This is a genomic window from Cobetia amphilecti, assembly GCF_032923285.1.
In the GTDB taxonomy this organism is placed as follows: Bacteria; Pseudomonadota; Gammaproteobacteria; order Pseudomonadales; family Halomonadaceae; genus Cobetia; species Cobetia amphilecti.
In genome coordinates this window covers 2,748,053-2,765,105 of record NZ_CP136695.1, presented here as the reverse complement: position 1 = coordinate 2,765,105, position 17,053 = coordinate 2,748,053, and the positions used below count along the sequence as shown (strand labels likewise).

General features: G+C 61.5%; 16 protein-coding genes and 1 pseudogene. 3 read left to right on the top strand and 14 right to left on the bottom strand.

Annotated elements, in window-relative coordinates; genetic code table 11:
• Nucleotides 1-100 precede the first annotated feature (100 nt).
• The 3 genes from R1T44_RS11810 (at nt 101) to R1T44_RS11800 (ending at nt 4,355) form a co-directional block, all read left to right on the top strand.
• Nucleotides 101-1,477: a GntP family permease gene (locus R1T44_RS11810; RefSeq protein WP_317292090.1), complete on the top strand. Its 1,377-nt coding sequence runs from the start codon at nt 101-103 to the stop codon at nt 1,475-1,477.
• Nucleotides 1,478-1,776: 299 nt separating this feature from the next.
• The gene (locus R1T44_RS11805) at nt 1,777-3,114 is read left to right on the top strand and encodes a GGDEF domain-containing protein (protein ID WP_284727012.1); all 1,338 of its coding nucleotides are present in this window, start codon (nt 1,777-1,779) and stop codon (nt 3,112-3,114) included.
• Entirely contained in the window at nt 3,111-4,355 is a 1,245-nt protein-coding gene (locus R1T44_RS11800; RefSeq protein ID WP_284727011.1) for a GGDEF domain-containing protein, read from the top strand. Before R1T44_RS11805 ends, R1T44_RS11800 begins: the two co-directional genes overlap by 4 nt.
• Here R1T44_RS11800 and R1T44_RS11795 read toward each other — a convergent pair.
• From R1T44_RS11795 to atpD, 14 genes and pseudogenes are all read right to left on the bottom strand, one after another.
• The gene (locus R1T44_RS11795; protein ID WP_284727010.1) at nt 4,325-5,554 is read right to left on the bottom strand and encodes an acetate/propionate family kinase; all 1,230 of its coding nucleotides are present in this window, start codon (nt 5,552-5,554) and stop codon (nt 4,325-4,327) included. The genes R1T44_RS11800 and R1T44_RS11795 overlap by 31 nt on opposite strands.
• Entirely contained in the window at nt 5,551-7,119 is a 1,569-nt protein-coding gene (locus tag R1T44_RS11790) for a bifunctional enoyl-CoA hydratase/phosphate acetyltransferase (RefSeq protein WP_339927386.1), read from the bottom strand. Before R1T44_RS11790 ends, R1T44_RS11795 begins: the two co-directional genes overlap by 4 nt.
• The gene (gene fabI, locus R1T44_RS11785) at nt 7,106-7,846 is read right to left on the bottom strand and encodes an enoyl-ACP reductase FabI (RefSeq protein WP_317292089.1); all 741 of its coding nucleotides are present in this window, start codon (nt 7,844-7,846) and stop codon (nt 7,106-7,108) included. Before fabI ends, R1T44_RS11790 begins: the two co-directional genes overlap by 14 nt.
• Before the next feature lie 117 nt (nt 7,847-7,963).
• Nucleotides 7,964-9,700: a PHA/PHB synthase family protein gene (locus R1T44_RS11780; protein WP_457851506.1), complete on the bottom strand. Its 1,737-nt coding sequence runs from the start codon at nt 9,698-9,700 to the stop codon at nt 7,964-7,966.
• Nucleotides 9,701-9,718: 18 nt separating this feature from the next.
• Nucleotides 9,719-9,928, bottom strand: a pseudogene (locus R1T44_RS17535) (poly-beta-hydroxybutyrate polymerase N-terminal domain-containing protein); the annotation flags it as partial.
• Nucleotides 9,929-10,074: 146 nt separating this feature from the next.
• The gene (locus R1T44_RS11775) at nt 10,075-10,974 is read right to left on the bottom strand and encodes a F0F1 ATP synthase subunit gamma (RefSeq protein WP_317292088.1); all 900 of its coding nucleotides are present in this window, start codon (nt 10,972-10,974) and stop codon (nt 10,075-10,077) included.
• An 8-nt stretch (nt 10,975-10,982) separates the two neighbouring features.
• Complete coding sequence (locus tag R1T44_RS11770; RefSeq protein WP_153635979.1) at nt 10,983-12,518, bottom strand: F0F1 ATP synthase subunit alpha; 1,536 nt, start codon at nt 12,516-12,518, stop codon at nt 10,983-10,985.
• Nucleotides 12,508-13,245, bottom strand: a complete 738-nt coding sequence (locus R1T44_RS11765; RefSeq protein WP_153635978.1) for a F0F1 ATP synthase subunit delta — start codon at nt 13,243-13,245, stop codon at nt 12,508-12,510. Before R1T44_RS11765 ends, R1T44_RS11770 begins: the two co-directional genes overlap by 11 nt.
• 4 nt (nt 13,246-13,249) lie before the next feature.
• Nucleotides 13,250-13,495, bottom strand: a complete 246-nt coding sequence (locus tag R1T44_RS11760; RefSeq protein WP_107334590.1) for a F0F1 ATP synthase subunit C — start codon at nt 13,493-13,495, stop codon at nt 13,250-13,252.
• A gap of 152 nt (nt 13,496-13,647) precedes the next feature.
• On the bottom strand, nt 13,648-14,322 hold the full coding sequence (locus tag R1T44_RS11755) for a F0F1 ATP synthase subunit A (protein ID WP_131432228.1): 675 nt from the start codon (nt 14,320-14,322) through the stop codon (nt 13,648-13,650).
• Nucleotides 14,319-14,765 carry an N-ATPase subunit AtpR gene (locus R1T44_RS11750; protein WP_172978682.1) on the bottom strand — a complete coding sequence of 149 codons (447 nt, stop codon included), beginning with the start codon at nt 14,763-14,765 and terminating at the stop codon, nt 14,319-14,321. The genes R1T44_RS11755 and R1T44_RS11750 overlap by 4 nt, the downstream gene beginning before the upstream one ends.
• Nucleotides 14,762-15,091, bottom strand: a complete 330-nt coding sequence (locus R1T44_RS11745) for an AtpZ/AtpI family protein (protein WP_153635976.1) — start codon at nt 15,089-15,091, stop codon at nt 14,762-14,764. The genes R1T44_RS11750 and R1T44_RS11745 overlap by 4 nt, the downstream gene beginning before the upstream one ends.
• Complete coding sequence (locus tag R1T44_RS11740) at nt 15,088-15,489, bottom strand: F0F1 ATP synthase subunit epsilon (RefSeq protein ID WP_153635975.1); 402 nt, start codon at nt 15,487-15,489, stop codon at nt 15,088-15,090. The genes R1T44_RS11745 and R1T44_RS11740 overlap by 4 nt, the downstream gene beginning before the upstream one ends.
• Nucleotides 15,486-16,886 (bottom strand): F0F1 ATP synthase subunit beta, encoded by a 1,401-nt coding sequence (gene atpD / locus R1T44_RS11735; protein WP_131432225.1) that lies wholly within the window; start codon nt 16,884-16,886, stop codon nt 15,486-15,488. Before atpD ends, R1T44_RS11740 begins: the two co-directional genes overlap by 4 nt.
• Nucleotides 16,887-17,053 lie beyond the last annotated feature (167 nt).

Genomic DNA, 17,053 nt, shown 5'->3' with positions numbered 1-17,053 from the left:
CATCAGTACGTCAATAACAACGATCGGCGTCATGCCAGTCGGCAGCGCCGACACCGCATACCTTGCGCCACACAATAACAAACTACAGGAGTAGCCCCCCATGACAGACGCCGCCGTCGCGGGGCCACAGGTCATCATCGGCCTGGGCATCGCCATCTTCGTCATGATCTATCTGGTATTGAAAACCCGCGTGCATGCCTTGCTGGCCTTGATCATCGCCGCCTCACTGGCGGGGTTGATCGGCGGCATGCCGCCCAATGAGGTCATCAGTGCCATCACCACCGGTTTCGGCAAGACGCTTTCCACCATCGGTCTCGTGATCGGCTTCGGCGTGATGATGGGGCGTATCCTGGAGGTGACTGGTGCCGGGCAGCGCATGGCCTACGCTATCCTCAATCTGCTGGGCAAGAACAAGGAAGAGGCCGCGATGGCGCTGACGGGCTACATCGTCTCCATTCCGATCTTCTGTGATTCGGCCTACGTCATCCTCAACCCGCTGGTGCGTTCACTGGCTCGCAACAGCGGACGTTCGGTGATCGGTCTGGGCATCGCGCTGGCGGCTGGCCTGATCATCACCCACTCTAGCGTGCCACCGACCCCGGGTCCGCTGGGCGTGGCGGGTATCTTCGGTGTCGACATCGGTCTGATGATCGGCTGGGGCCTGGTGATCACCGCTCCTGCGCTGATCGCACTGGTGATCTACGCCCGTATCATGGGCCCGCGCATCGAGGCGATGCTGGAAGCCCAGCCGGGTGGCTTCGAAGATAGCGTCAAGCATGACACCGACAGCATGCTGCCTGAATCGGAACTGCCGTCCCTGCTGATGTCCTGCATGCCGATCGGCCTGCCCATCGCGCTGATCTTCCTCAACACGCTGGTCAGTGCCGTGATGGGCGATACCAGCAATGCGCTTACCAGTACCATCGCCTTCATCGGCAACCCGGTGATCGCCGTGGGCATCGGGGTGCTGGTCGCCATCTATGGCCTGATGCCGAAGACCCCCAGGCAGGAAGTGTTCGATCAACTGGAAAAGGGCGTCGAGACGGCGGGGATCATCCTGCTGGTCACCGGTGCCGGTGGTGCACTGGGCTCGGTACTGCGTGCCAGTGGCGGCGGCGATTACATCGCCATGCAGGTCGCGGCACTGGGGCTTCAGCCGCTGTTGATCCCGTTCATCATCGCCACGCTGGTGCGCTTCATCCAGGGGAGTGGCACGGTGTCGATGATTACCGCGGCCTCGATCTCCGCGCCGATCCTGATGGGCATGCCGGACGTCAACATGGTGCTGGCCGCGCAGGCCGCCTGTATCGGCGCGATGTTCTTCAGCTACTTCAATGACAGCTATTTCTGGGTCGTCAATCGCATGCTCGGCGTCAAGAGCACCAAGCATCAGATGCTGGTGCTGACCCTGCCGACGACGCTGGCCTGGGCCATTTCCATCATCACCCTGTTGCTGCTCAACGCCATTGTCGGTTGAACCAGCCAGAGAAATCAGCTTTATCAGGAACGCCGGGCCTCATCGAGGTCCGGTGTTTTCGTTGGATTTTCGTTCACGAGCGAGGTATCAACACGGACATGCGGCGCTTGAACATCTCCGTCAGCGTGGCTTTCAACATTTGCGCATGTGATAAAGAAAGCAGGGCGATTGAAGGGAAATCAGACATGCCTTCACGAATGGCAATATTGGAGCAACACCTGAGTGCCACGACTCCTGCAAGGCTGAGCTTTGCCCCTGAACTCGAGAGGGACTTTGAACAGTTCGAGCATCGTCGGCGCATGAGTCGTGCAGTAATGCGCTGCTGGAGCCTGATCATCTTTCAGCTGATGTTCGTGCTTTATGACACCGTCTATGCGCCGGTCGCGATCCTCGTGCTGGCCCTCAAGAGCGAGGTCAGCCGCCCCGTCGGGCGTGAGGCGCTGCTGGTCGCGACCCTGTGGGGCGTGATCGGCCTGGCGGCGTGGCTGGCAGTGCGCGAGAACCACCTGCGCTGCTTCCTCGAACTCTATGCGCTGGGCGTGGTGCCACTGGTCGGTATCGTCCTGATGCAGCTGCGTTTCGTCGCGGCTCTGGTGCTGTCGGCAGGGGGGATGGTCATCGTGATCAGCGTAGCGCTGAGCGTATCGATGCCCTATGCCCATATGGACTTCGCGATCGTCTTCGTCTTCATGGCGTTCTGCCTGTTTTCGCTGATTGCCAGCTTCCGCATCGAGTTCTCGGCCCGTCATGCCTATCTGATGACCTCCATCGATCAACTGCGCCTGCAGGATGTGGAGTCACGCAATGCCGAGCTGCAGGAAATGGCCTGTCTCGACCCGCTGACCCAGCTCTACAATCGCCGTCATCTGATCGAGGTGCTCAAGCAGCACCATGGCGATGCTCAGCAGGCGAAGAACGGCGTGTCCGCGTCCCATCCGGTGCCACCGTTACCATGTCTGGCGCTGATGATGATGGATGTCGATCACTTCAAGGCCTTCAATGATCACTACGGACATGTCCCGGGCGACAACTGCCTGTATCAGATCGCCCAGGCCTTGCAGGAAACACTGGACAGGGAAAAAGGCGCTGGCATCGCCGGTGCTCTCGAGGGGAAAGAGGCTGCGTTGGCCAGCGTCGTCCGCTTCGGTGGCGAGGAATTTACCGCCCTGGTGGCCGTGCGAGATCTCGAGCATGCGCACAGCCTGGCCGAGGCGATGCGCTATGCCGTCAAGTCGCTAAAGCTGCCTCACCGCGAGTCGGAACTCGGCGTCGTCACTGTGAGTGTGGGGCTTTGCGTCATCCCCTTGTCGCGCCTGCTCGAGGGCGAGGGAATGGAGGATGAGATGACGCGTGACATGGCGGTCGAGACGCTGCTCAGCCGCTGGGTCGATCAGGCCGACAAGGGGCTCTATCGTGCCAAGCGCCATGGCCGCAACCGTACCTGCGTGCAACGTGGTAACGGCCATGGCAAGGTGCGCGCCCAGGCCAGTGATGACCTGCGTGATGGCCTTCACGATGGCCTTGATGATGAGCGCCAGGCTGCGCAGCAGGGTGAGCGGCAGAATGCGCAGCACGATGAACAGAAGGCAGAGTCGCCTGATCACAGGCCGCCGATGGGCGGAGCGGGCCTGTCATGAGAAGTCAAAAGCGACTCCCCGGCGCCGGCAAGGCGACGATGCCGGCGGCGTTGGCCGCCGAGCGCGGTGTCGTCGAGGGGTTGATCGACGGTCGCGGCGCGTCACGCTGGCGGCTCATGTTCCCCGACGCCCTCGAGACCCGGTATGTGGAAGAGGCGCGCGTCTCGCGCACGCGCGGCTTGCTGTATTCCGGCATCTTCGCCTTCGTGATGTATGCCACCTTCCTGATCAGTGACACCATTCATCGCAGTGAGGACCTGGCACTGGCCGCCATGCTGCGGCTGGGCTGTGTTTGCGTGGTGGCCATGCTGGTGCTTCCTCTGGTGCAGCGCGCGCCTTCCATGCGGCTCAAGGAGTGGCTGATGACCGCGCTGGTGATCAACACCATGCTGGTCAGCGCCATCCTGTTGCAGCTGTCGCGCACCGAGCTTTCGCATGTCGATACGCTGTTGTTCGGCTTCTTTCCGATGGTCGGCAACATTCTCTTTCGACTGCGCTTCCTCCAGGCACTGACGGCGTCGCTGACCTGCACGCTCATCATGGCCGGTGTGATCGCGTTGGAACCTGCCGGCCAGGAGGGGCTGGAGCTGCTGGCGATGGTGATCTTCGCCAGCACCACAGGGCTCTCGCTATTGGCCAACCATCAGCTCGAGTACAATCAGCGTCAGGTGTGGTTGCTGCGCCAGCGTGAGCGGCTGTTGCTGGAGGAGAAGCGCGCTGCCGGGCAACGTCTTACCCGAGAGGCCAACTGCGATGCACTGACGGGCGTCTACAACCGGCGTCACCTGGAGCGGGATCTGGCCCAGCGCTGGGCGGACCTGACCCGAGAGGACGGGCTGGCGATCCTGATGGTGGATGTCGATCACTTCAAGGCCTACAACGACCATCATGGACATGTGGAAGGGGATCACTGCCTGCAGCAGGTTGCCGGTGCGCTCCAGGCCGGCATCGGCCCGCAGCCGGGCATGGTGGTGCGCTATGGCGGCGAGGAATTCCTGGTTCTGCTGGAGTCAGTGACCGAGCGGCAATTGCGTGCCTGCGCCGAACGCATCCGCCGCAAGGTGCGTGCGCTCAAACTGATCCACCCTGACAGCTCCGTGGCGAAAGTGCTGACCGTCAGCGTCGGGGCGGTGAGCTACAAGGCCGAGCAGCACACCAATCTGACCGATCTGGTACGTGCCGCCGATGCGGCGCTCTATGACGCCAAGCATCAGGGGCGCGACTGCTGTATCGTACGGTGAGAAGAGGTGGGCTGTACTGACAGCAGACGCCGGGTCTCGCTGGCGATGATACCTTCTTCATCGGTGGGGATGACGAGGATCTCGAGGGCAGAGTCCTTGCCAGTGATTGAGGTGGCGTTGCGCTGATTGGCATCAGTGTCCAGCGTCGCACCGAGCCAAGCGAGACGCTGGATGATCAAATGGCGCACCAGTGCCGAGTTCTCGCCGATACCGGCGGTGAACACGATGCTATCGAGGCCTCCCAACGCCGTTGCCAATGATGTCATTTCGCAGGCGGCGCGATAGCAGAACATCTCGATGGCTTCGCGTGCCTCGGGCGCTGGATGGGCCTCCAATTCTGCCATGTCATTGCTGATGCCGGAGACCCCCAATAGCCCCGATTCCTCATAGAGGAGGTGGCGAAGTTCCGTCGTGCTCATGCCCTTGCCATCCAGCAGGTGCAGCAGTACACCGGGGTCTAGCGAGCCGCAGCGCTGACCCATCATCAATCCTTCCAGTGCAGTGAAGCCCATGCTGGTGGCGACACTCCTGCGCTGCCTCATAGCGCACAGGCTGGCCCCATTGCCAAGATGCGCGACGATGACTCGACCTTCGCTGCGCGTTCCGAGTGGCGTCTCGGGCAGCCGGTCGGCGATGTACTGATATGAGAGACCATGAAAGCCATAGCGCACGATGCCAGACTCGCTGAGGGCTCGGGGTAGGGCGAAGGTCTGCGCCATTGAATCCTGGGTGCGATGAAAGCTGGTATCGAAGCACACGACCTGCGGGAGTCGTGGGACTGCATCGACGAGACACTGGATCGCTACCAGGCTGTGGGGCTGATGATTGGGGGCCAGCGGGATCAGCTCGGCCAGATCGTCAAGCAAGGTCGGGCAGACACGTGCGGGGCCGTGATGCTCGCGGCCGCCATGCACGACGCGATGACCGGCTGCAGTGATGGTCAGGCCATCATCATGGCGCTCCAGCCAGTCGAAAAGCGCCGGTATCAGATCCTCGTGACTGGCCCTCGGATGCAATGGCAGCTGAGCATCCCAATTCGGGGTGGTGCCATCGCGGGTTTGCGCTGTGAACCTGGGATGGCTGCCGATGCCGGAGAGCTTGCCGCGCAATACTGGCTCCTGTACACCCTCCACTGCTGGGAAGAGGGCAAACTTGATGCTGGAGGAGCCTGCGTTCAGCACCAGCGTGACATCTGTCATGAGCGGATTTCCGTCTGGTGGTTTAGATAGCGCTGTGCCAACGCGCAGGAAGCCAGTCGTGACAGCAGGCTGTCTGCGCGACTGGTGAGAATGATCGGGACTCGTGCACCGAGCACGATACCGGCGGCATCGGCTCCTGCAAGATAGATCAGCTGCTTGGCGATCATGTTGGCGGCTTCCAGATCTGGCGCGACCAGGATATCGGCATCCCCCGCGACCTGAGAATGAATGCCCTTCTCGGCAGCGGCCTTGGCCGAGATGGCATTGTCGAACGCCAGAGGACCATCGATCATCCCTCCCTGGATCTGGCCACGGTCCGCCATCTTGCAAAGGGCAGCGGCATCGAGCGTGGAGGTGATGTGAGGATTGATCGTTTCCACCGCCGACAGCAGCGCTACCTTTGGGCAGGTCACGCCAAGTGACTGCATCATGTCGATGGCGTTCTGAACGATATCTCGCTTGTGGGCGAGATCGGGATAGATGTTGATGGCGGCATCCGTTACCAGCAGTGGCTTGGGATAGGTTGGCACATCCAGCGCATAGACATGACTCATGCGGCGCTCGGTGCGCAGGCCAAGCTCTGCATTGACCACTGCTTCCATCAGTTCATCGGTATGCAATGCGCCTTTCATGAGCGCATTGACCTTGCCACTGCGCACCATTGCTACGGCCATTGCGGCCGCTGCGTGGCTATGGGGAGCATCGATGATCTCGATGCCTGTGAGTGATTCGCCGGCCTGGGCGGCAGCGGCGAGAATGCGCGCCTTCGGTCCGATCAGGACAGGCTGGATCAGTCCATGGCGACCCGCTTCCAGCGCACCTCCCAGCGATAGCACATCGCAGGGATGCACGATGGCGGTGGCAATCGCGGCCAGTCCTTCGGTGGCCGCGATCAAGCGCTTGTACTGAGCGCCCTGGACGTGCAGATGCACTTCGGGCAATACCACGCGCGGACGTCTTATGCGCTCGCGTGGCGCGATGACCTTGGCCACACCCTCAATGACCGTCTCACCTTGCTGGTTCGTGCAGCGGCATGCCAGGAGCAGGCGTCCCTTGGGCAGCTTCTCGCTGACCTCCAGACGCACGGCGAGGGTATCGCCCAGACGCACCGGCGCCTTGAAGCTCAGGGTCTGGTCGAGAAAGATGGTGCCCGGCCCCGGCAGTTCGGTTCCCAGCACGGCCGAGATCAAGGCGCCGCCCCACATGCCATGTGCGATGACGCCATGGAACATGTCAGTACTGGCAAATTCCTCATCGACGTGGGCGGGATTGACGTCACCGGACATCACCGCGAAGAGCTGAATATCCTTCGCCTGCAGAGTACGCACCAGCTCGGCGCTATCGCCAACGGCGATATCATCCCAGGTACGATTCTCGATGTACTGCAAGCTGTCGCTGGGGGCTGTGTCGTGAACTGTCTGTCCTTCTCGGGGTGGGACGAGTGGCTCACCGAATCCGAGCAGCCCCTCCTGCATCGGGCCTTTGCGGGGTGGCTCATCTGATGAATCATTCGGACCTTTCTCAGGCGAGCTTGCGCGTGACACGTTGTCGTCATGCTCGGACATGCAGACCTCCATCGATATGGACCGTTTCCCCTGTGACGCGACGGGTCGCGGGGCTTGCGTAAATCACCGCCAAGTTGCCGACATCCTCGATCGTCACCAGAACACCTTCAGGGGCGCGAGTACGAGCATCGTCGATCAGCTCATCGAAATGTGCGATGCCGGACCCGGCTCGTGTCTTGAGTGGGCCCGGTGACAGGGCATTGACACGGATACGACGTGGCCCCAGCTCCACGGCCAACGAGCGTACCGTTCCCTCCAGTGCCGCCTTGACCGGCCCCATGATGTTGTAGTGATCGACTACCTTCTCGCCGCCGTAATAACTCATGGCCAGGATGCTGCCACCTTCGAACATCAATGGTTCGGCCAATCGTGCCATGCGGATCAATGAGTGCACCGAGATATCCATCGCGCGTGAGAAGCCTTGGCGTGAACAGTCCGTTACCCGGCCATGCAGGTCTTCCAGCGGACAATAGGCGATGGAGTGCACCAGAACATCGAGGCGCCCGAAGCGAGTTTCGATCTGAGAAAACACGGTTTCCATCTCGCCTGCGGCCTCGACATCCAGCGGCAACAGCAGCGCTGCACCCACCTCCTTTGCCACAGGCTCCACATAGGCTCTGGCCTTGGCATTCAGATAGGTCATCACGATGTGTGCTCCGGCCGCACGAAACGCCTTCACGCAGCCGGTAGCAATGGAATGCGCATTCGCCACGCCCACCACCAGCACTACCTTGCCTTCAAGCGGCTTGAGAGGGGCGGGAGAGTCAGCTGTACCGGGAGTCTCAGATGAGTCTGGCGATTGGAGCGACATGATTGGCCTCGTTGATCGGATGTGTCGGGTGGCTCAGGTTTGCTTCACGTAGGTGCCGGGTGCATCACAGAGCACGCGATAACGCCCGTGCTCCATGCCCATCGGCGGAGGCGCAACGCGCTGACTTGAGTGCGCCTCGAGCCAGTTGGCAAAGGCCGGCCACCATGAACCGTCCTGCTCGGTGGTATCGGAAAGCCATTCGTTTGGTGCGCGATAGGCGTCAGTAGCCCCTGTCGTGGCGATGCGATAATGGCGTCGAGAGTGGCCGGGTTCCGAGATGATGCCGGCGTTATGGCCACCATTGGCCAGCACGAAGGTCATTTCGCTATCCGCGAACAGATGCAATTTGTAGACCGATTCCCAAGGGGCGACGTGATCATCCTCGGTCCCCACCGCAAAGATGGGCGCGCGGATATCGGAAACGCTGACGGCCTTGCCAGCGACTCGATAGTGGCCTTCGGCCAGGTCGTTGTTCAGATAGAGGCGTCGCAGATACTCGGCATGCATTGTGGCTGGCATGCGCGTGGCATCAGCATTCCAGGTCATGAGATCAAAGGAGTGGCTGGGCTTGCCGAGCAGGTAGTGGTCGACGACGGGTGCCCAGATGAGGTCTCTGGCGCGCAGCAAGGCAAAGGTGCCAGCCATCTGCTCGGAGGAGAGATAGCCCTTGTCGGCCATCATGTCCTCGATCAGCGTGACCTGGGAATCGCTGATGAACAGACGCAGTTCACCGGCTTCGGTGAAATCCGTCTGCGCGGCGAACAGGCTGACGCTGGCAAGGCGTTCATCGCCATCGCGACCCATCGCTGCGGCGGCAATGGAGAGCAGGGTGCCGCCGAGACAATAGCCGACGGCATGCAGGTGTTTGGCGGCTGTGACTGCCTGGATGGCATCGATGGCCTCGAGCACGCCCAGATGGCGATAGTCCTCCAGGCCCATGTCGCGAAGCGTTGCATCGGGGTTGGTCCACGAGACCATGAAGACGCTGTAGCCCTGGTTCACCAGGAAGCGCACCAGCGAATTGTGGGGCGAGAGGTCGAGAATGTAGTACTTCATGATCCAGGCGGGCACGATCAATACCGGCTCCGCCTGGACCGTTTCCGTGGCAGGCGAGTACTGGATCAACTCGATCAGGCGGTTGCGCATCACCACCTTGCCAGGTGTGATCGCCAGTGTCTGGCCAACCTCGACAGGTGGTTGCTGTGCCGATGAGGCAGCGTCATGCAAAGCTGAAGTGGAGGCCGGTGTTGCACTCGCTGCCCGTCCGCGCCGTTCCAGGTCCTCCATCAGATGCTGAGCACCTCGCATCAGGTTTTTGCCACCCTCACTGAGGGTGGTCGTCATCACTTCAGGGTTGGTCTGCGCATAATTCGAGGGTGACAGAGTATCCACCATCAGCCCTGACACGAAGGCCAGCAGGTTCTCGTGCGCCGGCGACATGCCGTGTACACCGGTCACCGCCTGTTGCCACCATTGCCAGTTCTGGGCATGGGCGTTCGCCCACAGTGAGAAGGGGAGCTGCTGCCAGGCGGCATCACGGAAGCGCCGATCGGCAATATGTGGGCCTGCCTGTGCTCTACCTTTTGCCCCGCTTTCCTGAGCCTCGCTTTCTTGAGACTTGCCGCCTTGATCCTTGCCGTCCGGTTGGTCGACAGCCTGTTCCTTTATCCCGAGCGCTTCCTGATAGACGGCCCAGCTCCCCCACAGGGCAGATTCCAGCAACTGCATCTGCTTGCCGGGAGAGATCGCCATGTGTACGGCCCAGTCCATCCAGGCCTCTGTAAGCACCGAGGGGGAAAGGCCCAGGGTGGACCTGGCGACTCCTGCATGCACGATGCGGTCGATTGTGTCGTAAAGCGATGGTGCAAGCGTTGTCTCATCGTCACCCTCGATCGCGTGTGACACGGTGCTGGTCTGTGTCGTGCAAGTGGCTTCTGCGCCACCCTCGCGCTGAGACAGATGATAGCTCGATGCACCGGGCTGGGCTGGCGACTGCATGGCACCTCCTGTTGAGACGCACCTTGACTGGGGGCATCTTGATTTGGGCACACTTCGTGCGAGACGGTGTGCGGTCTGATCCGATCATGCCTGCGTACTGGCGATGGCAGCCTGATCTTCGTCAGTGATCCTGTCTGGTGTTGGCATTAGCGGGTCTTGCGTTCAGTGCTGCTGGCGCCCTTGCCCAGCTCGATGATTTCAGCGGTAATCGTTTCTTGGCGTACCTGCTGCAGTGTGGTCTTGTAGTCGGCAAGTTCTCGCTCTATTTGGCTGGCGGCGGAGGCCATGGCTTGCATGCGCGCCTCGTTCTCGGCGGCGAAGGCGTGCAGTGCCGCCTGGCAGAGTTGGGCATGCACCACATCTTGATAAAGTTGCTCAAGCAGCTGCGCAGGGGGCAATTGCAGCAGAGGACGCTCCCGTGGTCTGGCAGCGGTGTGAGGCGTTGATATGCGCGCGTCCTGGGGACTCCCTGGCGCGAAGCTCTCAAGCTCCAGTGGCAGCAGGCGGCGATGTACCCGCTGTGGTGCCCCCCCTTCCCAGCGGGTATACACCAGCTCCAGGCGCTCAAAATGCCCTTTGCTTAGTTGATCATGGATGACTGTCGTCAGGGTGTCGGCCAGTGCCGGGATGCCAGGCGAGTGGGATGGCATGGGCGCCGACCACAATGGCGTGATCTCGCGTGCGGCCAGTATCGAGAGTCCGCGTGTTCCCACCACCATGAGAGGGGCGGAACCGAGCGCAGTGCCGAGGCTGTCCAGGAGTCGCTCACTGAAGGCGCCGGCAAAACCCTGTTCGGCCAGAAACAGCAACCACCCGGTGCTTGCATCATCACTGGCAGGCTCCTGCTTACGAGTGTCGTGAGTGCAGGTGGCAATATCGTGACCGAATGCTGACACCACTGCTTCGACTATCACCGCGCTGTAGCGATCCACTGCCTGCACCTCGGCGCGGGCGTTGCGAGCACGTGCAGCGGCAATCCCCTTGATCGCGTTCACCACGGAGCCCAATTGGCGAACGCTGTCGATATGGGCGCTGATCTCGGCCATGCGTTCGCTCATTTTTCGGCCTCACTGATTCTGCCCATCAGACTTGTCACCGCTGTCAGCAGACGATCATGCGTCGCGTCGCTGCAAGGTGCATGTGTGTCAGCGCTCAACTCGGCGACTCCCGACGCTGCATCGCGGTCCAGTGCGGCCGGCAGTTCGCGAACGAGGGCGGGAAGGAAGCCGACCGGCAGGTCATCGAAGTGTCCGGCATGCAGTGCCAGCAGCAATGCGACCTCATCCACCAGGCGCAACGGCATATGTTGTGGTTGATGCAGGAGGGCGCGAATACGCTCACCACGCTTGAGTTGGTCGCGGACCCGGCCATCCGGCATGCCGCCGAACCGCGTGAAGACCTCCAGTTCGAGAAACTGGGCATAATCCAGACGCAGGGTGCCCGCGGCCTTGCGCAGCGCGACAGCTTGCGTCTTGCCGCCGACTCGGCTGACGCTCAGACCGACATCAACTGCCGGTTTCTGGCCTTGATGGAAGAGTGCGGCGTCCATCACCACCTGGCCGTCAGTGATCGAGATCAGATTGGTGGGGATATAGGCCGAGAGATTGCCCGAGTCCGTCTCGGCGATGGGCAGGGCGGTCAGGGAGCCACCGCCACATTCGGACGAGAGTCTGGCGGCACGCTCCAACAGGCGTGCATGCAGATAGAAGACATCGCCGGGATAGGCCTCGCGACCTGGCGACTGGCGCGTCAGCAGTGCAATCTCGCGATGGGTCGCGGCGTGTTTGGAGAGGTCGTCGATCACGATCACGGCATGTTGTCCGTTGTCGCGGAAGTACTCCGCCATGGTCATCCCCGCGTAGGGCGCGATCCATTGCAGACCGGGCGCCGTGGCCGAGCCGGCCACCATCACGATACAGCGCGAGAAGTTGCCGTGAGCGGAGAGTGCATCGATCACACGCCTCACGCTGGAGGTCTTCTGGCCTACCGCGACGTACACACACACCATGTCGTTGTCGCGCTGGGCAATCAGGGTGTCGATGGCCAGCGTCGTCTTGCCGGTGGCATGATCGCCAACGATTAATTCGCGCTGACCGCGCCCCAGTGCGAACAAGGTATCGATGGCCAGAATGCCGGTCTGCACGGGTTCGGTGACCAGTTCACGTTCGATGATCGAGGGGGCCGGTCGTTCGATGGGCCAGTGCAGTTCACTCTCGAGGGGCCCAAGGTCATCCAGCGGGCGGCCAAGCGGGTCCACCACGCGGCCCAGCAATACCTCCCCCACCGGTACCTGCACGACGTCTCCGCTGGCATGGACGGCATCGCCAGCTTCGACGGCATTGCCGGCATCGAAGGTGTCAAGCAGTACGCAGCCGATGCGGTCCTCATCGAGTACCTGCACGAACCCCAGCTGGCCACGTGCAAAGTGCAGGACTTCCTCCAGGCCGACATCGGGCAAACCGGAGATGGTGGCGACACCGTCGGCGATCTCCTCGACGCGTCCATGTTGCTCGGCGTGGACTCCCAGAGGGGCATCTTCCAGTGCCTCTTTTGCCGCCAGCAGCCAGCTCGGTGTCTGATCAGATGACATCCTGCATCTCCCTGTCGACGCTTCTGAGGTCGGCACGCCAGCTGTTGTGCAGCACGAAATGCGCGGAACGCAATTCCAGCCCCGCGATCATCTCAGGGTCGCACTCGAAGGCTATCCTTGCCTGTTGGCCCAACGTGTCGGCAATGGCGTCTCTCAATGCGTGCTGCTCATGGAGGGGCAGTGTCGCGACGGAGACCACGTGGATAGGTTCCTGCGTGGTGACCAACGCCTCGCGTTGCGTCGCTGACATCGATGCCAGGGAGTCCAGCAGTCGTGTGCGAAATGCCTCATCAAGACTCTGGCCGTTGAGCTGCTTGAGTAGACGCGTCGCGATATCCACCGCCAATGTAGTGGCGTCTCGCACATCTTGCTGACGTGCCTGATGGCGTTGCTGCGTGATCTGGGACTGCGCTTGCTGCTGCAAGCGTTCTACCTGCTGGTGAGCACTGCTGAGGAGCGCATCGGCGCTGGCGGCGGCTTCACTCAGGCGAGCCTCGCGTATGGAGCCGCACTCCGCCATGAGCTGTGCCCGCGTCTGCTCGACCTCGGCCAGGAGAGCCTCTGCTCTGGTCTGTGTCGCACTGGCAGTCTCCAGCTCGGCTTGGATGGCGGCGCGACGCTGCTCAATGGCATTGACGATCGGTCGCCACAACACTCGTGACAACAGCCAGGTCAGAATCAGGACATTGAGTGCCTGCAGACCGATACCCCACCAGTCGATGGTCATGGCGTCATCCCAGCAAGGGGTTGGCGAACAGCAGCAGCAACGAGATGACCAGACAGTAGATGGCGGTCGTCTCGATCATGGCCAGACCGACGAACAACGTGCGCGAGATGGTGTTGGCAGCCTCGGGCTGGCGAGCGATGGCATCCATTGCCGCGGCGACGGCGCGTCCCTCGGCGAGGGCAGGGCCAATGGCACCGAAGGCCACGGCAAACGCTGCCCCGATGATGCTGGCGAAAGCTATCAGGTCCATTTCGACTCCTTGTCTCTTTAAGCAGTGGTCAATATATGTACTGGTCAACAGCGGTGTGGCGGATCGTACGGGGATTGTTCTGACAGGCCTTTCCGCCATCACTTGAGACAGGTCTTGGAGAAGCCCCCCAACACGATTCCCTGCCACGAGTGTCAATGATTCCTTGCCTGTCCTTCCTCGATGGTCGAGGTGATGAACACCAGCGCCAGAATCGCGAAGATATAGGCCTGTACCAGACCGGTGAGCAAGTCCAGCGCCATCAAGGGGATAGGTACCAGCAGCCCCGCCAGTGAAGCGACGATGCCGATGATGAACACGCCACTCATCACGTTGCCGAACAGGCGCACGAACATCGAGAAGGTGCGGGTCACACTCTCCATCATGTTTAGTGGAATCATCACGGCATTGGGTGCCGCAAACGAGCGCAGGTAGCCACGCACACCATTGCTGCGTATCCCGAACCAGACCACTGACACGAAGACCAGTAGTGCCAGCGCCACATCGGTCTCCATCTGGGCAGTAGGGGGCTCGACCCCTGGCAGCAGCGAAGATCCGTTGGCGACGAGAATGAACAGGAACAGGCTGCCGATGAAGCTGCGGTAGGGGGCCGGTGACGCACCGCTAGTCTCACGAATCTGGAGGTCGAGCACCGAGACCATCAGCTCAAGCGCTGCCTGGCGTTTGTCGGGCAATCGCGTCAGATGGCGCGTCAGCAGATAGCTTCCGATCACCAGAATGGCCATGATGGCCCAGCTGGTCACGATGGCCTGGGTGATCGGCAGGGGGCCGAGGTAAAACAGGGGCTGTGATTCCAGAGGAGAGTTCATGACTGAGTCTCCCGTGGCTTTCCTGGTGGGAGCGTGCCTGATTTGAGCTCGTCAGATCGGAGCTTGTCTGGCCTCAAGCTGCCTTGTCGTAAGCTGTCTGGCCGCAAACTGACAGGCGGTGGCTTGCGCATGTGCCCTGCCTTGGCGATGAGGATGCCGATCAGAGTGACCAGCAAGGCGGTAGCTCCCGCCTGCACGGCCAGCAGCAGACCCAGTGTCATCAAGGTCAGTCGTCCCAGGGTCAGCAGCACGCCGAGCATCGGGTTTGTCTGGCGGACGATCAGCTCTGCCGTCCGTTTCAGCGCATGAAAATAGCCATGTCCCAGCAACAGGCCACCGATCAGACATGCCGGATACAGCACGCTGGCGGGTATCTCACTCAGCCAGTGCGCCAGCAGTTCTCGCAGCACCAGCACCTGGGGCATGTCCGTCATGTCGATCATCGTGCGTTCATCCATTTCCAGGCGGACCAGCCGCCGATCGCCACCCCGGCCATCATCAGGGGAGCACTCCAGAAGATGTCAGTTGCCAGTCGGCCATCGAGCCAGCGACCAAGATAAAGACCAGCCAGCGTAGGCGTGATGATGATCCAGCCCAGCACGCCGATCTGCGCCAGACGGCGGCCGACGGAAAGATCTCCCTCGCGTAGCCAGCGTGAGTGGCGTTCTCGCTTGCGGCGAACGGCATTTAGCAGAGGATCATTGTCACCGTGGGGCGTGGCGTCTCTTGTTGCCCGTGCACTCGGTGCAGGTTTGTGTGGCACTTTCATCGCCACTCTCTCTTGGCTTTGCCACGTCGCGCCACCATCTGGCGCAGGGCATTGAGCTGGAGCCGAAGGCCCTCGACATGCTCGTGCCGCTCATGCTCCCGGTCTTCACGAAAGCGTGTCAGTACCTGGCGATCCAATGTCTCCAGGTCATCGCCAGTCACGGCTTCGCGGGTTGCGATCGTGATGTCACCTTGGCGGAGGGTGAGCACGCCGCCACGTAGCGCACAGAAGTGTTGCTCAGCTCCCAGTCGCCAGCTGATGGCCGAGATGCTGAGTGCCGTCATGAAGTCGCAGTGGCCCTTGAGGATGCCGAAGCTGCCGCTGGGATCCTCGGCGCGCAGACTGTCGATGTCTTGTTCGACGATGATGCTCAGCGGTGTGACGATGGAGAGCTTCATGCGCCACCCCTTGAGCTCGAGGCTTCCTTGCACTGCGCGGCGTCAAGGCTGCCGACCATGTACAGAGAGCTCTCGGCCCAGTCATCGGTCTCACCTGCCAGGATGGCGCGGCAGCCGGCCAAGGTGTCAGCCAGGGGCACGCTGGCGCCGGGAGAGCCGGTGAAGGCTTCGGTGACCATGAATGGCTGGGTCAAGAAGCGCTGCAGACGACGCGCACGGACCACTACCAGGCGATCTGCAGCCCCCAACTCCTCGACGCCCAACAACGAGATGATGTCGGCCAGCTCGCGAAAGCGCGCCAGCGTGCGGCGAACCTCATCGGCGACCTGGTAATGCGTTTCACCTACCACCAGCGGGTCCAGCAACATCGAAGAGGATTCCAGCGGGTCAATCGCGGGGTAGAAGCCTTCCGCCGCCATGTTGCGCGACAGCATGATGACGCAGTCCATATGACTGGAAATCGTCGTCACTGCCGGGTCGGTGAAGTCATCCGCGGGTACGTAGACGGCCTGGATTGCCGTCACGGCCGAGCCTGCGACCGATGCGATACGCTCCTGCAGACTTGCGACTTCACTGGCCAGCGTCGGTTGATAGCCGACGCGTGAAGGCAGTCGCCCCAGCAGACTGGAAACTTCCGCACCGGCTTGCACGAAGCGAAAGACGTTATCCATCAGCAGTAGCACGTTGCGGTGTTGCTGGTCGCGGAAGTATTCCGCCATGGTCAAGGCCGTCAATGGTGCACGCCAGCGGGCGCCGGGCGGCTCGTTCATCTGGCCATAGACCAGCACGCTGCGTTCGAGAACGCCGGAGCTCTTCATTTCGGTGAGCAACTCATGGCCCTCGCGGGAGCGCTCGCCGATACCGGCGAAAACCGAAATACCCTGGTATTTCTCGACCATGGCACGGATCAGCTCCATCACCAGCACCGTCTTGCCAACACCGGCACCGCCGAACATCGCAGCCTTGCCACCCTGGGCCATCGGCGTCAGCAGGTCGATGATCTTGATGCCGGTCTCGAACATCTCGCTGGCCCCTATCTGTGAATCAAGGGCAGGGGCCAGGGCATGGATGGGGCGTCGTGGGGTGTCAGCAGGCAGGACTGGGCCATTGTCACGCGTGTCACCCACGACATTGAGCAACCGACCGAGCACGGCGTCTCCCACGGGGACACTGACCGGACTGCCGGTGGCGTGGACGGCTTGACCGCGTGCCAGCCCGGCGGTGGAGTCAAAGGCCACCGCACGCAGCGTGTCGACACTTAGATGACTGTGTATTTCAAGTATCAGAGTGGGCCGGTCCGCACGCTCGATGAACAACGCCGTCTTGAGCGCCGGTAGTTCAGATGTGAGGAAGGTGACATCCACCACAGCCCCGCGTACGGCAATGACCTTGCCCATGGCAACGGAGCCTGAGCCTGCCTCAGCGAGTGTATGCAGATCTTTATCATGCGCCGACGAAGGAGCTGAGTCAGGCGTCGGAGCTGCAGAGATCGAGGCTTCAGAGGTCGAGGCGACAGAAGCCGATGGCGTAGAAGTCGCTGGGGAGACTGATGAAGATGAAAAGA

What these genes read in the sequence shown, in the direction of transcription:
- R1T44_RS11775 (WP_317292088.1), bottom strand. Translation starts at nt 10,974, where the DNA reads ATGGCCGAGATCAGCGCCCATATCGACAGCGTTCGCCAATTGGGCTCC.
- R1T44_RS11805 (WP_284727012.1), top strand. Translation starts at nt 1,777, where the DNA reads ATGAGTCGTGCAGTAATGCGCTGCTGGAGCCTGATCATCTTTCAGCTG.
- R1T44_RS11765 (WP_153635978.1), bottom strand. Translation starts at nt 13,245, where the DNA reads ATGACCATCGACTGGTGGGGTATCGGTCTGCAGGCACTCAATGTCCTG.
- atpD (WP_131432225.1), bottom strand. Translation starts at nt 16,886, where the DNA reads ATGGGCAAGGTCATTGCCGTACGCGGGGCTGTGGTGGATGTCACCTTC.
- R1T44_RS11745 (WP_153635976.1), bottom strand. Translation starts at nt 15,091, where the DNA reads ATGAAAGTGCCACACAAACCTGCACCGAGTGCACGGGCAACAAGAGAC.
- R1T44_RS11780 (WP_457851506.1), bottom strand. Translation starts at nt 9,700, where the DNA reads ATGGACTGGGCCGTACACATGGCGATCTCTCCCGGCAAGCAGATGCAG.
- R1T44_RS11770 (WP_153635979.1), bottom strand. Translation starts at nt 12,518, where the DNA reads ATGTCATCTGATCAGACACCGAGCTGGCTGCTGGCGGCAAAAGAGGCA.
- R1T44_RS11755 (WP_131432228.1), bottom strand. Translation starts at nt 14,322, where the DNA reads ATGAACTCTCCTCTGGAATCACAGCCCCTGTTTTACCTCGGCCCCCTG.
- R1T44_RS11790 (WP_339927386.1), bottom strand. Translation starts at nt 7,119, where the DNA reads ATGTCCGAGCATGACGACAACGTGTCACGCGCAAGCTCGCCTGAGAAA.
- R1T44_RS11760 (WP_107334590.1), bottom strand. Translation starts at nt 13,495, where the DNA reads ATGGACCTGATAGCTTTCGCCAGCATCATCGGGGCAGCGTTTGCCGTG.
- R1T44_RS11795 (WP_284727010.1), bottom strand. Translation starts at nt 5,554, where the DNA reads ATGACAGATGTCACGCTGGTGCTGAACGCAGGCTCCTCCAGCATCAAG.
- R1T44_RS11800 (WP_284727011.1), top strand. Translation starts at nt 3,111, where the DNA reads ATGAGAAGTCAAAAGCGACTCCCCGGCGCCGGCAAGGCGACGATGCCG.
- R1T44_RS11810 (WP_317292090.1), top strand. Translation starts at nt 101, where the DNA reads ATGACAGACGCCGCCGTCGCGGGGCCACAGGTCATCATCGGCCTGGGC.
- R1T44_RS11740 (WP_153635975.1), bottom strand. Translation starts at nt 15,489, where the DNA reads ATGAAGCTCTCCATCGTCACACCGCTGAGCATCATCGTCGAACAAGAC.
- R1T44_RS11750 (WP_172978682.1), bottom strand. Translation starts at nt 14,765, where the DNA reads ATGATCGACATGACGGACATGCCCCAGGTGCTGGTGCTGCGAGAACTG.